General features: G+C 45.9%; 7 protein-coding genes. 5 read left to right on the forward strand and 2 right to left on the reverse strand.

The window, feature by feature from the left end:
• Positions 1–302: 302 nt before the first annotated feature.
• Positions 303–2,375: a DUF5054 domain-containing protein gene (locus tag AC0YN6_RS06375; RefSeq protein WP_475745800.1), complete on the forward strand. Its 2,073-nt coding sequence runs from the start codon at positions 303–305 to the stop codon at positions 2,373–2,375.
• Between the two features lie 100 nt (positions 2,376–2,475).
• Here AC0YN6_RS06375 and AC0YN6_RS06380 read toward each other — a convergent pair whose 3' ends face one another.
• Together AC0YN6_RS06380 and AC0YN6_RS06385 are read right to left on the reverse strand one after the other, a co-directional pair.
• The gene (locus AC0YN6_RS06380; RefSeq protein ID WP_475745801.1) at positions 2,476–4,809 is read right to left on the reverse strand and encodes an AraC family transcriptional regulator; all 2,334 of its coding nucleotides are present in this window, start codon (positions 4,807–4,809) and stop codon (positions 2,476–2,478) included.
• A 312-nt stretch (positions 4,810–5,121) separates the two neighbouring features.
• Positions 5,122–5,256 carry a hypothetical protein gene (locus tag AC0YN6_RS06385; RefSeq protein WP_475745802.1) on the reverse strand — a complete coding sequence of 45 codons (135 nt, stop codon included), beginning with the start codon at positions 5,254–5,256 and terminating at the stop codon, positions 5,122–5,124.
• Positions 5,257–5,566: 310 nt separating this feature from the next.
• On the opposite strand from AC0YN6_RS06385, the gene AC0YN6_RS06390 reads away from it, so the two are divergent.
• From AC0YN6_RS06390 to AC0YN6_RS06405, 4 genes are all read left to right on the forward strand, one after another.
• Positions 5,567–9,604: a discoidin domain-containing protein gene (locus tag AC0YN6_RS06390; protein WP_475745803.1), complete on the forward strand. Its 4,038-nt coding sequence runs from the start codon at positions 5,567–5,569 to the stop codon at positions 9,602–9,604.
• 784 nt (positions 9,605–10,388) lie between these two features.
• Entirely contained in the window at positions 10,389–12,743 is a 2,355-nt protein-coding gene (locus AC0YN6_RS06395) for a glycosyl hydrolase family 95 catalytic domain-containing protein (protein WP_475745804.1), read from the forward strand.
• A gap of 15 nt (positions 12,744–12,758) precedes the next feature.
• Complete coding sequence (locus AC0YN6_RS06400; protein WP_475745805.1) at positions 12,759–13,376, forward strand: SGNH/GDSL hydrolase family protein; 618 nt, start codon at positions 12,759–12,761, stop codon at positions 13,374–13,376.
• A gap of 81 nt (positions 13,377–13,457) precedes the next feature.
• A complete protein-coding gene (locus tag AC0YN6_RS06405) occupies positions 13,458–16,121 on the forward strand; it encodes a glycoside hydrolase family 38 N-terminal domain-containing protein (RefSeq protein ID WP_475745806.1) in 2,664 nt (887 codons plus the stop codon).
• The last annotated feature ends 1 nt before the right edge of the window (position 16,122 follow it).

Below are 16,122 nucleotides of genomic sequence, written 5' to 3' on the forward strand. Positions count from 1 at the left end.
CTTTCGCTGCGAACAGGCAGACTTCCCTTAGAGGGTATTTTCGCCTTCCTTTATTTTTCAGAGAAATGTTTTAAAATCATAGTCAACCCACGCCTTAATTCAATAAAATTGTTGTTATTCAAAGTCGCGTTAACTCTTCGATCGTGTTAGGGTGAAAGCGGGAAGGGACGAAGCCGGCAACGGGGAGACTGCGCTCGAAATGCTGCAGGATAAGTCGGTCGACCTGATGTTCGTCGATTTGACGATGCCCGATAAACGTTGAATTCCGCCAAGACTTCAATAAATAACAAAGGGGTAATACCATGACCACCATCAAAAGAGTGCATGTCATTTTTAAAACACATCTGGATATCGGTTTTACCGATTTGGCGGGCGACGTCTACGACAAGTACATGAATAGCTTTATTCCGCAAGCGTTGACGCTATCGGAACGGTTGGCGAAAGATGACGGAAAATCGAAATTTATATGGACGACCGGGTCCTGGTTGATCCGGGAATACTTGACGAAGGCAACGGAAGAGCAGCGCAAACGAATGGAGCTGGCGATCGAACAGGGTCATATCGTTTGGCACGGAATTCCATTTACGACGCATACAGAACTCATGGACGAAAAGCTGTTCGAGTTCGGCCTGTCGCTTTCCCGAAGATTGGACCGACAATTCGGCAAAACGACGATCGCGGCGAAAATGACAGACGTACCCGGACACACGATCGGCATGGTGCCTATTATGGCGAGAAACGGAATTCAGTATTTGCATTTGGGCGTCAATCCGGCTTGCAAGCCTCCGAGCGTTCCGAAGGTGTTCATCTGGCGCGCGGCCGACGGTTCGGAGATCGTCGTCAATTACGCGGCAGATTACGGCGAATCGCTCCAGGTGGAAGGGCTCGAGGACGCGCTTTATTTCGCACATACCGGAGATAATCTAGGTCCTCCTTCCATCGAAGAAATTGAGCGAATGTACGAGCGTTTGCGAGATACGTATCCGGAAGCGGAGATCTTCGCCTCAACACTCGACGCCTTTGCTGAGAAGCTGCTTGCCTGCAGGCCATTGTTACCTATTATTTCGGAAGAAATCGGGGACTCGTGGATTCATGGAGTCGCTTCCGATCCGAAGAAAGTCGCGCATTATCGGGAGTTGCTCCGATTACGGGATAAGTGGGTCGATTCCGGGCTGCTGGATACCGATAGCGAAGCTTATGAAAGGTTTTGCAGCCGTCTGATGTTGATTCCGGAGCACACTTGGGGATTGGACGAAAAAAGCTATTTGGCGGATTACGCGAATTACGGTGCGGAGGAATTCGCTGCGGCTAGAGCGATGGATGAAGTCGAGAATCTTCCCGTGAAAAATAAATACGATAATTTGTATGCCTACTACAAAAAGCGCAGCTACCGTTTGCTCGAAAGCTCCTGGGAAGAACAACGCTCTTATCTCGATCAAGCTCTCTCGGTGCTAATTCCGGAGATGCAGAATGAGGCACGGCAATCGTTCGAAAAGATGCAGCCGGAAAACACATACGGTGAGGAAAGCGCCGAAACTCTGGAGGCGAACAGGAGCTACGAGCTTGGGAAATTCCGCGTAAGCTTCGCAACAGACGGCTCGATCCGGCAATTGGATGACCACAACGGAAAGTCGTGGGCAAAAGATGAACAACGGCTAGGCTTATTTCAGTATGAGACGTTCGGTAAAGAAAATTACGATCGTTTCTACAAGGAATATGCCAAAGACCTTGAGACTCATTATACGTGGGCGGAGCCCGATCTCGGCAAGCCGGGTTTGGAATATACGAAGCCGACTCCCGAGCATAAACGGTACACGCCGGTCTTAAGAAGCCTGCGGTTGGAGAGGCAAGTGAACTGCGCCATCGTCCGCGCCAACTTGGAAATGCCTTCCGACGCTTGCCGGTATTTTGGAGCGCCCAAAAAACTAATGATTACCTATCTTTTCAAATCCGAAGAGCCGATCATCGATATCGAGCTGCATTGGAAGGACAAACCGGCTTGCCGCTTGCCGGAAGCCGCGTGGTTCTCGCTCGTTCCTGTCGTCGACAATCCTAACCGTTGGATGATGGACAAACTGGGCGAGCGGATTTCGCCTTTGTCCGTTGTGAAGGACGGAAACCGGAACATGCATGCCATAAATAACGGCATTTACTATGAAGGCGCAGACGGAAAGTTGACCATCGAGACGCTTGACGCCCCCGTCGTTTGTCCGGGCGAAGCGCGGCTGCTGCAATTCGACAACACGTTCGCGCCGCTTGCCGGAGGGTTTCATTTCAATTTGCACAACAACGTTTGGGGAACGAATTTCCGCATGTGGTTCGAGGAAGATATGAAATTCAGGTTCAGATTAACTTTTGGTTCCTATCGAAATTAGATTCTATTTGATATATAGTGGAGTTCAGTTTAGCAATAAAATAAAAGCTAATTCTCATTCAACTCGAATGGAATTAGCTTTTATTTGACTAGTGGCCTCATCATTTAGATGGGGCTTTTTGGTTTGCACGGAAATCTCCCGGCGTGGTGCCGGTCGCCTTTTTAAAAACCCGGATCAGTTGGGGGGCGTTTGAATATCCTACTGCTTCAGCGATATGAGCTATATTCAGGTCTGTGTTTTGAAGCAAGTGCTTCGCTTTCTCAACTCGATAATTCGTAACATACTGGATAAACGTGGTTCCTACGCGATTTTTAAACAACTCACTGAGATACGATGTACTAATACCACATTCGTCTGCAATCATTTGCAAAGACAGGTCATGCGCATATCTGTTCTCAATGATCTGAAACATCTTGCCTTCAATATCATCTTTCTGTCTTTTATTCATCTTCTCGATCAATTGCGGCAAGGAATTAGCAAAAATCTGAGACATCCAATCCGAAATCTCGTTCATGTTGTTCAAGCGCATAAATTCATCGTATAACTTCCTGCTATCCATCATGTCACCTTCATTACCGAATATTCGAATGGCAGAAACAAGAAGCTGCAAGTAGAATGTTTTCATTTGGCTAAAAGGGATATTTTGCGCTTGCAGCTCTTCCTGAAATTGACACAAAGCCTCTCTAGCTCCTTGCTTGTCTCCCGAACGTATCTGCCTGAAAAGCCGATCTTCCCAAATAGTTGGATAATGAGAAATAGCGGCTTCTTCGCGAATAGTCCCACCCGGTAAAATCACTTCATTGCCATCGCCAAGCCAGTGCCGTTGCAGAGTTAGCGCCGCTAAATGATAGGTATCTGACAACTCTTGGAGGGAAGATGCTTTCCTTCCGACTGATAACGTAATAGAGTGCTTCAATATTTTTAGAATCGTTTGCCGTAGCGTTTCGGCCGCATCTTGTAAATTCCGTTCTGTAAAGCTTTCAGGTAAATTTAGGATTGCAACGGCTTGTCTCGGAATAAGGACAGTCTCGATAGGCATAATTTCGCTTAGCAGTTCTTGAGCGATATTGGCGGCTGCGAATAAGAAAAGTGGTTCTTCCCATTCCTTAAACTGATCTTCGGGTTTAACAGTATCCATCTCGACGATAAATACTGAATAATGAGGATGAGTGAAAGAACTCGGCAATTGTGGCTGATGTTCCGCCTCCCCATCCACTTTACCTTCGATTTTCCCTAGTAAGAGGGAGTGTAAATAGTTGTTGCGCATTACCGCGTTTTGTTCGAGATGCTTTTGCTTGTAATCGTGGTGTTCTACCATTAATTTCACAATTCGTTGTTCAATCTGATCGATCTTCAGATCGAAGGAATGGCTTGGCGTTGATTCTTCAGAGCTGCTATCGTCATTGCTTCGATTTAAGAGCTTCACAATACGGCGTACCCCATTCTGAAATCTTTGAAAGCTGAGATAGGAGGTGATTAACGCAAGCAAAGAAAAAACGATGGTGGTAATAATAATGATGTTTTTCAAGGATTGGACGCTTTTAATTGGAGTGTCGGCTGGAACCAGCAAGGCATGTGTCCAATTATTTTTATCCGAGCGACTGAAGGTAACGAACGAATCTGGGTTGTGAATTCGAAAAGTTGATGACGATTTGTCATTGTTATTCCATAAAGATGTTATATTCTCTATATTTTCATCGTCAAGATCCCTATAGGTATCTGTTGCTGTAATTAGTTGGTTATTTTCATTGAAGATCATTAAAACTTCATCTGAGTCAAATGGGAAGTTACTAAGAAGCTGGTGTAAATAGGACTCTTTAATATTTATAATTAATACCGCTTTCATTTCATTATTAAAGTAAGGAAGGAGACGGACGTACGAAATGGTCTTTCCGGGCGGACTGTCTGTGAATTTGACTATAGGACGTGGGGCAATCCAAAAGCTTTTTTTTCCGGTCGCCGCAGCTTCCTCGACTTCGTCCATCCAGTTGGCATCAGGCAATAAAGAACTGTTGAAGGAAGCTACTCCGCCTTGATAAATAACCGTATCTTGGGCTACATGATATAAATAGACGGAATCTACGGATTTCAATAAAAAAGCAAACATGGATAGATCATTGATTACAGTGACTGTCAAGGGAAGAGAACCGATCGAAGGGCTGGCTCCTATATTAAGCAGCTCCGTTACATTCGATTGCAAGGAAAACTGGTTAGAGAACTCCTCGATTTGATTGGTTAGCAGATCCATCTGGTCCTTCATCTGAATGATGGAATGCAGGGAGGAACGCTCCACTTCCTTCTCTACGATCCGGGTGCCTGTCCAATACAGTATGGTCCCGAAGAACAGAATAGGAATCAAGGATAGCAACAAAATAATCGCAAGCCACTGCCGACCGGCCCATTGCTTCCAATGTAATAATTGCGATAGACTCATGTATCTTCCTCTTTCGATTTATGTGAAATTCTTGATATTTACATTAATACTAATTGCTGCTCTGCATAGTGTCAACGCTTACATCTAAAGGAAAGCCTTATAATGGTGGGCTCCGAAAAATTGATAGTCGTATTAAAATTTGTAGAGAGCATTTTGTCCTCATTTTTGTTGCTAGATAAGTATATTTCTTCTCAAGTCAAGCAAACCGAATTATTGGTAATTGCAATAAAATGAGATTTGACGCTACATTTAATCCAGATTTAATCCAGATTGAAAAAATTTTGTACAAGCGGAACGGATATTATTACCTGCTTACGGCAGAAGGCGGTACGGGGTTGAATCAAGCGGAACCATCCAACTAATCGTTAGCGGCTGGGCAGGGGCTGCGGATACAGCCGCCTGCGTGCTGCCTTGAGGCGATGCGGCTGGTGTCGGCTGACTTTCCACAGCCTGCTATGCCTAAAGTTACGCGAAGCCCGTGTCTGCTTTTGATGATTTCGTGAAGCAGTGGAATGCACAAAGCGGCGAGCAATTGGAGAAAGAAGCGAACGACTTGTATGCATCATTGAAAAAATAAGGTTAACAACATCAAAGAGAACGCAAAGGGAATTGATAGATATTATCGGTTCCCTTTGCTTTTTGCAAACAATTAAAGCGTTTAAATTTTTCTGACGAATGTAGAGAGGAGTTGATGCGATGCATCTTGGGAACTTGCATCTTGGTCAGTCTACTACTAACTAATTTGGGAGGAACAAGGATGATTGAAAAAAACAATAAGTATGTAAAAAAAGCGTTCGCGTGTTTGTGCTGTCTAAGCTTGATTGTGTCGGCGGCTGCGGCTATGCCGGCTCCTGCCGCTCACGCGGCGAGCCAGGCCACTTACTACGTAGACTCTGTGAACGGTCTGGATACGAACGACGGTACGTCAACTTCTAGCGCATTCCGATCGATCGAGCATGCCCGAGACGTTGTGCGGACAATCAACAGCAGCATGACCGACGATATTGAAGTGCAGCTGAGGGGCGGTACCTACACGCTAACGAACACTTTGAACTTCACTGATGCGGACTCCGGAACCAATGGCCATAACATCATTTACAAGGCCTATAATGACGAAAAGCCGATCATCAGCGGCGGCAAGTCGATTACCGGTTGGAGTTTGTATGATGCAAGTAAAAATATTTACAGCGCGAATGCAGGCGATATTGAGACTCGGCAGCTGTTTGTCAACGGCAATAGGGCGATACGAGCAAAAAGCACGGGTACGCCTTCGCCGCTGACCTTTGTGAAAGCAACGGGCTACACAGCGTCGGGATCTGTTTATGCCAACAGTCCGATTCCAATGCAAAACTGGGGTAATCTGAGGGACATTGAGTTTGTGTACAAGAATGAATGGACAGCGCCGAGAGTCGGCATCAGCAGTATTTCAAATGATGGGACGACAACGACAATTACGATGAAGCAGCCTGCCTGGGGATGGGCAATTAATAAAGGTCTTACATCGGTAGGCGGCAGTTACAACACCAATGGACTCCCGTGGTTTGTTGAGAACGCTTACGAGTTGCTGGATGTCGAAGGCGAATGGTATATGAACCGCGCTACGGACACAATCTACTATAAGCCAAGAAGCGGAGAAAATTTATCGACAGCAACCGTAATCGCACCTATATTGGAAGAATTGGTACGCGTACAGGGTAGCGATCTAGATCATAAAGCGCACAATTTGCAGTTCAAAGGCATTACGTTCAGCTACACAACTGATGTAGAAGCGAATAGCGACAAGGGACACGTGGACTCACAGAATGACATTATTTTAGACACAGACGGTGAGTATGATGCCAATGGCAAACTTATAAGCTTTGCTAAAATTATAAGCGCAGCTGTTAACTTGAAATATGCGAATGCAATTCAATTCGAGCGTGATGTTTTCGAACATCTCGGCAATACCGGGCTAAACATGTATGCAGGATCCCAGGATAGTCTGGTTATTGGTTCGAGATTTTCCGACATTTCGGGTAATGGGATAGAAATCGGGGATTACAAAGATTGGAATATAGAGGGCTCGGAAAACTACGGTAATAGTACCGATAGTCGTGTCATGCTGCGAAATAATGATGTGATTAATAATTACTTTACAAATATCGGAGCGGAGTATTACTCTTCAACTGCCATAGCAGCCACCTTCCCGCAGGATATGGATGTATTGCATAATGAGATTGCGAACGTTCCTTATTCGGGCATTCACATCGGCTATGGACACAATCTATTACCTTCAAACATCCATAAAAATACAAACATCCAATATAACTATGTCCATGATGTAACGTCGGTATTGAGTGACGGTGGAGCAATTTATGTTCTGGGGTATACTGATGGCGATTCATCGAATATAAGCACGATTGCCAACAACTATGTGCAGAACCAATATAAACAAACTGGTGCTTTATATACGGACAATTTTAGCGATTGGTGGAATGTCACGAATAACGTTGTTATTAATGCTCCTAGATATTTTATGAGTAATGTAGCTAAACATGTTACGGTTACTAACACGTACACGAATACAGCTAGTATCACAACTAACGGTGGTGGTGTTTCCGTTTCCGGTACGACAGTCGTCACGAATGGAAATTGGCCGCAGGAAGCGTTAGACATAATGAAAGGTGCAGGTTTGGAAGCTCAATATCAGGATATTAAACCTGCTGTCATTCCGATAACGACGAAGCTATACGAGAATTTCGATGGGATGACCTTTGGTAATACGCCTGACGGCTGGGCGGTTAATAATGCTGGCGGAGATGGAACGGTTACAGTCGAAGGGGCACCTTACAAGACGGACAAGAACATGCAACTTACGAAAACGGGTGCAACGTCTAGCGAGAATCTTGTAGCAAGCCACGGCATTACACCGTTATATGCAGGTACAGCGGAGGTCAAGGCAAAGGTTGACCAGTCAAATGCCGTTGTACTGCCGATCGCATTAAAATCAGGTACGACAAACTCAGTAGAGATCGCGTTTAACAGCAACGGACAAATCTCCTACAAAAATTCAAGCGGGACATGGACCGATATACAAGCCTATGTGCCAGAAACTTGGTATAACTTCAAGATTGAGTTCGATGCGGTAACGGGCACGTATAATTTGTACATTGATTCCGTGCAAATGCTGTCCAACATAGCCTTCGGATCGGTTAATGGCCCTATTGACTCGGTTGCGCATCAGATTAATGCAGCGTCTACAGGAATGGTCAGTATCGATGATGTTAACATCTACGAAGGATATACGGCAAGGCAGATTGTCTCTCTGAATAAAAGGATAATGGGCTATAGCAGTCAGCTGACACATGAGTGGAAAGCGGCCAACATCAATGATGGCGTAGTTGGCGGAGTCAACTCCGCAGAAAGAGGCTGGGCATCGATTAGAGGCTCGGGTACGCGTAATGAGTGGGTGACTATCGATCTTGGTCAGTTATATACAGTATCTTCATTTGTGTTTCAGAGTGAAGAAAGCGCTAATAATCGAAACGTGAAAGATTATATTCTGTACGGTAGCGCGACAGGTGAGTTTGCCGGAGAAGAGTTTGTCATCTCATTGGGAACACTGCCTGGATTGGCTTCGCGACAGACCTATACTGTCGATTTTACACCTGCGGATACTCAATATATTAAGTTTAAAGCAACATCGAGCTATTCCGATTACGTCATCGTCGGTGAATTAAGTGTGTACGGCTTGCCTGCCGCGCCTGCTAACACAATTACGGCAACTGCTGGAAGCAACGGTACGATTAGTCCGAGCGGTAGCGTTGCTGTAGCGGATGGAGCAGATGCTACTTTCACGATTACACCTGACACCGATTATATGATCGACACGGTAACCGTGGATGGTGCAGTTGTAACGGTAACCGATAATACGTATACGTTTATAAACGTTACGAGTGATCATTCGATTAATGCGACATTCAAACCAAATGGACAGTCTCAGGTTACTTTAAGTGGCCCGCAACAAGTAATCCCTGGTCAAACATTTGATCTAGCCATGGGCTTGAGCAGTGTTACACAAAGTGTATACCAGCATATGTATGCGCAAGATGTGACGCTTCATTTTGACCCGGAACGATATGAGTTTGTTTCGGTTACATCGCTCAAAGACGGATTTGAAGTCATTGACCAAAAAGAGGATGTAGCGGGACAAGTTCGAATTCTTGCCGCTAGCGTAGCTGCAGCGCAAGACGTACTTGCCCAAGGCGATGTATTGTCATTCAAGTTTACAGCTAAAGCTGCAGCCGATACAGTGAATACGACAATCTCTGTGAGTGATGTGTTCATTGCTAACAAAGATGGGGATGAGCTTGCGGTTGGTGGAGCTTCAACTGAGGTTCGAATCAATATCCCAGTGGATAAATCGCTATTGAATGTAATGATCGAGAACGCTCAGGCTAAGTATAATGCTGCCGTAGAAGGAAATAGTGACGGATTGTATGCGGCTGGATCCAAAGCTGTATTACAAGCGGCTATTGATGCGGCCAATTCGACAGCAAACGATCCGAATGCGACGCAGGAGCAAGTGAATCATGCAATAGCTGCATTAGAAGCGGCAATTCAAGTGTTTGAAAGCATGAAAATAACTGCAGATGTGAATGGTGGAGGAGTCCGTATTGGTGACTTGGCTATTGTAGCAGCAGCATATGGCACACAACCAGGTCAAGCGGGCTGGAATGTGAAAGCGGATGTCAATAAAGACGGTAAGGTTGATATAGAGGATCTGGCTATCGTAGCTAAAGCGATCTTGCAATAAACTAAATCAAAAGCAGGAATAAGGGGAGTGTTACGATTACTCCCCTTCTTTTTAAAAGAGAGTATATATTTTACTTTATACAAATGCTTATCATTCTCCATAAACGCTGCAGTCCAGCTAGGACGGCATAGCCTATATTCCGTTATTGCAGATGCAAAGGAACACCACATGGGTTCATGGTTTCCTTTGCATCTTTGTAGACCAGAGATCATAGGAATTAGGTGCGTTGGTTAAGAAGATACGTTTAATCGTTGGATTCAAGGCTTGGGAGCTCAGCTCTCAAGCCTTTTATTTATCCTTAAGAAAAAATGAGATGAATGAAAAATGATGATCATACGCCTTGATGTAAGGTCTAAATTCAGCAACGGCGCGGGTTTGCGATAAATATATATTCGTGGAAAATGAACGATTGTCTGCAAATTCCAAGCATGTTACCTTCGAATCAGGTTTTGATGATTTCGTGAAACAATGAACGATCAAAGCGGCGCACAATTGGCAAAAGAAGCAAATGACATGTACGTGAGCTTTAAAAAGTTAGCGAGCAAAGGGTATTAGGAGATGTCAGCCGAGTCCTTTGCATTATTACTAGGGATAAGTAGGACTTGTATGTTGACGATATACGGCCGTTGCCTTTTTGACAATGTGAATGTGTTTGCGAATTAATATTAATCTCGCATCCGAGCAGTCTCCTTCAAGATTATCTGGAAATTGACCCAACTAATCCCATTTTAGCTTTTCCTTTTGATTCTTTGCGAACGAATCAAAAAGGCAGGGCATGGCGACTATGTGGCAACGAATAATTGATAATCGTTCTGCAATGCACCAGAGTGCCTGTATCTCACCTTTTTATGCTGCGTATGCAGCTCTAACGAATTATTGGCAATTGCTATGCAATGGCGGTAAACGGTACATTGTAACAAACAATCATGAAACCGGGAACGATTATCCCGGGGAGAAAAAATCATTTATATCTGAGGTGGATGCTATGTCATTTGAAATTGTTCCAAAATGGGAAGAGATGTTGAGTCAATGCGACTTATTTTGGACTCAATTGCCAAAGTCGTGGGGAGAAGGAGCTCTTACAGGAAACGGCCTGCTCGGTGCTAATATCTATTCGCGGTCGGATATGGGGATTTCCTGGCATATCGGGCGAACGGATGTATATCAAAAGGTCGAAGATCGAGGGGCGGACGGTAAGCATCGCTTGCCCATCGGCAGACTCGATCTGAAGACCAAAGGGAAAATCACTGACTGTTCAATGAGACTGAATCTCTATGATGCAGAGGTCACCTGTAAGCTTACGACGGAGTGCGGTGGAATTGAATGGAGAACCTTTACGCACGCGGAGCAGATGGTTCAAGTGATTGAATGGAGTGCCAGCGAAGAGGAGCAGGAACTACAGTGGGAGTGGGTGTCCGACGAAGCCGTTAATCCTCGCTTCCTCTTCCATTCAACGCCTGAAGGGGGTTACTACCCTTGTCCTGAACCCGTTATTAATCCGCCTGTACATTATGAAGGAAGACAGAGTGGCATTGATGTATGGTTTCAAGCTCTTGCCGAAGGGGGCGGGTATGCCACAGGCATCCGAAATGTGAGTAAAATTGGGGCAGGAACCGTATTTTTGAGCGTTGAGCTATCGGATTCGAAAGACACGGCAATTATGGGAACTATCGATGCTATTCAAGCTTCGGAGAAGCAAGGTATGCAGCTATTGCTGGAATCGCATCAAGATTGGTGGCACCGTTATTATCCAGCAAGCTATCTTGAAGTACCTGATGAACGCATGAACGCTTTTTATTGGATGCAAATATATAAATTAGCTTCGGCTACGCGCGCTGATAGGCCCGCCCTTGATCTAATGGGCCCGTGGATGGACGTGACACCCTGGCCGGCTATTTGGTGGAATTTGAATATTCAGTTGAGCTATTCGCCAATTTATGCAGCTAATCGGTTGGAGCTAGGCGAATCTCTATGCCGATTACTGGATAATGCCCAGGAGGCATTGATCAATAACGTGCCGGCTTCCTACCGGCATGACTCCGCTGCAATCGGCCGTGTTAGCAGCTATGACTGTGTTAGTCCTGTAACAGACGAGCACGGAAATTTACTTTGGACTGTTTTTTATTACTGGGAGCAATACCGATATTCGATGGACGACGAGATGCTTAGTGAGCGCGTATATCCGTTGCTTAGACGGTCAGTGCAATACTACATACATCTGCTAATCGAAGGAGACGATGGACGATACCATCTGCCGGTCTCGGTGTCGCCAGAGTATGCCAAAACAGCAGCAAATACGAATTATGATTTATCCCTGCTTCGCTGGGGGTGCGAGACGCTGCTGGCTTCCTGTTCAAGACTTGACATCAAAGATGAAGGGATAGAACGATGGCGCGATGTGTTGAACCGTCTTGTCGACTACCCCGTTGACGAGACAGGGTATATGATCGGTACGGATGTTCCCCTACTTGAATCGCATCGGCATTACTCCCATTTGATGATGATTTATCCGCTTAGTTTGGTTCATTATGAGCAGGAAGAGAGTAGGTCGTTAATCGAGCATTCCCTGGAATATTGGTTGAGTCTTCCGGAGTTATTCGCTGGCTTTTCGTGGACGGGAGCGGCTTCGCTATATGCGGCAATAGGCAACGGTAATCGGAGCTTGCACTACCTTCGACAGTTATTAGATCGTGAATTACAGTTTAATACGCTATATAAGGAGAAGGGGCCTTGCATAGAGACGCCACTGTCAGGAGCGGCTTCCTTGCAGGAGATGCTTCTACAGAGCTGGGGAGACACGATTCGCGTCTTTCCTGCTGTGCCGGAAGAGTGGCCTGATGCGGTTTTCCATAAAATGCGTGCTGAAGGTGCATTTCTTGTCAGTGCAGTACGTGAGCAAGGTACTACACGCTTCATTCGCATTCGCAGTCTGGCTGGAGAACCATGTAAACTGCTTACAGATATGAAGCTGCCATTGAAAGCTGCTCTCCTTGTTGAAAATGCCAACATAGAGCCGAAAAATGAACGAATCATTAGCCTTCTAGCAACAGAAGGAATCTATACACGGATAGAACTGGATATCAAGAAAGGGGAAGAAATCGTCATTTATTCCGATTATTCTATCCACTTTAATCAGTAGGAGGTAATTTCGTATATGGTGACACATCTGGAACGTTTTGAATGGTGTGAACATTGGTGGGAACAAGCTGATAACCATGATCTGAAGAGAGTTTTATTAATAGGAGATTCGATTACAAAGGGCTATCGGTCTTATGTTAATGAGCTTCTCCAAAACCAAGCATATGTTGACATGGTGGCCACTTCAAAAGCAATGGATAATCCGTCTCTACTGAAAGAGATTGACTATATGATCCAGCATCGGGAAGACTTTCATTACGACGTTATCCATATTAACAATGGCTTGCATGGCTGGCATTTATCAGCTAGCCAATATGAAGATCATTTTAACAAATTGATTCGTCATGTCCTCGAGATCGCGCAATCCTCTAAATTCATTATTGCGAATTCGACCCCAATGACGGAAGCTGGAAATCCAACAGTAATTGAACCGCAATTAAATGGGCAGGTTCAGGAAAGAAATAGGGTTGTTAAGCGAATTGCCGAACAATATAACCTTTCTATGAATGATTTATATACACCGATGTATGGAAGAAGCGAATACCGGGTGGCAGACGGGTATCATTACAACGAGGAAGGGAAGAAGGCTCAGGCTGAGATTGTAGCAATAGCAATCAAAGATTGTTTATCGTAATAGTAATAGAATCACGTGTGGAGTTAAGTTAAACCGAGATTCAACGAAATAACACAAAATCGGATAAGGAGCAGGTGTTTTATGAGAGATCATCAATCAAAGTACGAATCGGAATGGCCCAACCTGGAGGAGGTCATCGTTGTCTGCAAGACACACTTTGACATTGGCTATACGCACCGTGTCAGCGAGTTCATCGACTACATCCGCACCACCATGATTGACAAGGCAATGGACATCATGGACCAAGGGGAGAATCTGCCGCCAGAGCAACAATTTGCTTGGACCAGCCCCGGCTGGATCATGTCAAAGGCACTTGACGATTGGAAGGGTCAGACGCCAGAGCGCCGTAAACGCCTCGATGACTATGTGAAGTCCGGCCGCTTTAAGGTTCATGCGTTGCCATTCACGCTCGAGTCTGATGCTTGCGAACCGGAAGAAATGGCCCGCGGATTAAACTTTGCATCCAACCTCTGCCGCAAGTACGGCATGCCTTTGCCTCTTTCCGGTAAAATGACCGACGTCCCCTCTCACGGAGGAGCATTGGCAACGGTGCTGTCGAACAGTGGAGTCCAGTTTTTGCACATTGGCTGTAACTGGCCGAGCGGTTATGTCACCACGCCGGGACTCTTCTGGTGGGAAGGCCCTGACGGTTCACGGATCCTGACCTTTTACTCCAGCACCTATGGCACTGCCATTGGGCTAAATTGGCCTGAAAAGTGGGGGAGCGGCGAGCCATACATTGGACATAATTTTATCCCGCCCAAAGATTGGCCGTATAAAATCTGGCCAGCGATTCTTGTCACATTGGATAACTCTGGACCCCCGGCTGCTGAAGAATTGAGTATGCTTTTCGAGGAAGCTCAGAATAGATTGCCTGGTGTTAAAATTCGTATGGGCACGATGGACGATTTCGCAGCTGCTATCCTCGCCGACAAGCCGGAACTGCCGGTAATTAGGGGGGAAATGCCTGACACCTGGATACACGGGATCATGTGCGACCCAAGAGGTATCAAGACTTCCCGTAACGTACATCCTCAGCTTGCTTCCGCCGAGGCGCTGAACACCCAACTCGGCATATGGGGCGTAATGCAACCATCAGTGGTCAATGAGGTTGAACGCGCTTATGAAAATATCCTGCTCTACGGAGAGCATACCTGGGGCATGTCGAAGAACATCAAGCAATACGGGGATGATTTTAAGAATGCCGACCCTGAGCTTATGGCCACTCTTGAGGCTTCATGGGAGGATAAAACGGATTACATACGCACCGCCGCCGATATTGCCAGTACCATTTCCAACGCGAACCTCAAAGCACTTGCCGAACATGTAAACGCCGAACAAGGCGACATCATCGTATACAATCCATTACCTTGGTCTCGTTCAGGGATGGTTGTGGTCGAGTCGAAAAGTGAAATTGTTTCATTGATCGATAAATGTGACGGGGAAGAGATTTTTGGCAAATGGAGTGACAGTCAGTTTGTCTTCTATTCCAAAGATGTACCAGCGTGTGGATACAAGACCTACTCACCCATAGGTAACTCAAAATGCGAACCTATATCAAGCCAATCTGGAAATTGTCTTGAAAATGAGTTTTTCAAGATTATTCTAGACCCATATACCGGCTCCATAGCCTCCCTTATAGACAAGCGCACAGGACGCGAGTGGGTGGACTCATCCGCTGCACATAAACTCGGAGAATACTTGAATGAACGTTTTACCTTCGAACAGACGCTAGACTACACGATGAAATACCAGATGGATCGTGCGGAAGACTGGCCGCATTTCGGTATGCACAAAGTTGGTATGATATCTGAAAAACAAGTACCGTACCGTGCAGCCACATGCGCCAAAGGTATCGTTCATATAAGGCAGAATTCTGCTACCATCGAGTGCCCTGCTGACCCAGCCAACCACATGCCGGCAACGATGCTGAAGATCACTCTGGATCAACACCAGCCATATATAGACCTTGAGTTGACGATCCAGAACAAAGAGAAGGATAACTGGCCCGAGGCAGACTGGCTCTGTCTTCCGTTTAAATTAGCTGCGCCGCAGTTCCGTGTGCACCGCCAGCTCGGTGTCATGAATCCCGCAACAGACATTCTTCCGGGTGCTAATCGAGACTTATTTTCTGTTGGCCACGGTGTGACGATCACTGACGCCGATGGCGCTGGCATCGCTGTTTGCCCGCTCGACCATCCATTGATAAGCCTTGATCGTCCCGGTTGCTGGAAGTTTTCTAGAGATGCTGAGGAGTTCACTCCAAAAGAACCTGTCGTGTATCTCAATCTCTATAACAATCAGTGGAACACGAATTTCCGTTACTGGTACCCCGGCACTTGGAGCTCGCGTGTTCGACTTTGGACCTTCAACACCGAGACGTCCACTGACGCTGTCATAGCCACACCTGCGCTTGAAGCTCGCAGTCCACTCCTTGTGACTTCAGCCACAGGCGTGGGCAAGACTCTGCCTGCAAAACAATCCGGTATCAGTGTCTCCCGTAAGGGAGTTCTTGTGACTGCATTCGGACCTAACCCTAATGGAGAGGGCACAATTCTACGCGTATGGGAACAAGCTGGTGCCTCCGGTACACTCACCATCAGCCTGCCGGCTGGTGCGAAGTTCACAACCGCGATGCCGGCCGACCTTCGAGGAGAACAAGTCGGCGAAATAATGGAAATTAGGGACAACCAGCTGACGGTTGACCTTACTGGATACGCACCTGCAAGCTTTTTTCTCAAATAAT

It is taken from the genome of Paenibacillus sp. J22P15 (assembly GCF_056269345.1).

Excerpts from the sequence above, each read along its gene's own strand:
- AC0YN6_RS06395 (WP_475745804.1), top strand. The coding sequence starts at position 10,389 with ATGTGGCAACGAATAATTGATAATCGTTCTGCAATGCACCAGAGTGCC.
- AC0YN6_RS06390 (WP_475745803.1), top strand. The coding sequence starts at position 5,567 with ATGATTGAAAAAAACAATAAGTATGTAAAAAAAGCGTTCGCGTGTTTG.
- AC0YN6_RS06375 (WP_475745800.1), top strand. The coding sequence starts at position 303 with ATGACCACCATCAAAAGAGTGCATGTCATTTTTAAAACACATCTGGAT.
- AC0YN6_RS06400 (WP_475745805.1), top strand. The coding sequence starts at position 12,759 with ATGGTGACACATCTGGAACGTTTTGAATGGTGTGAACATTGGTGGGAA.
- AC0YN6_RS06380 (WP_475745801.1), bottom strand. The coding sequence starts at position 4,809 with ATGAGTCTATCGCAATTATTACATTGGAAGCAATGGGCCGGTCGGCAG.
- AC0YN6_RS06405 (WP_475745806.1), top strand. The coding sequence starts at position 13,458 with ATGAGAGATCATCAATCAAAGTACGAATCGGAATGGCCCAACCTGGAG.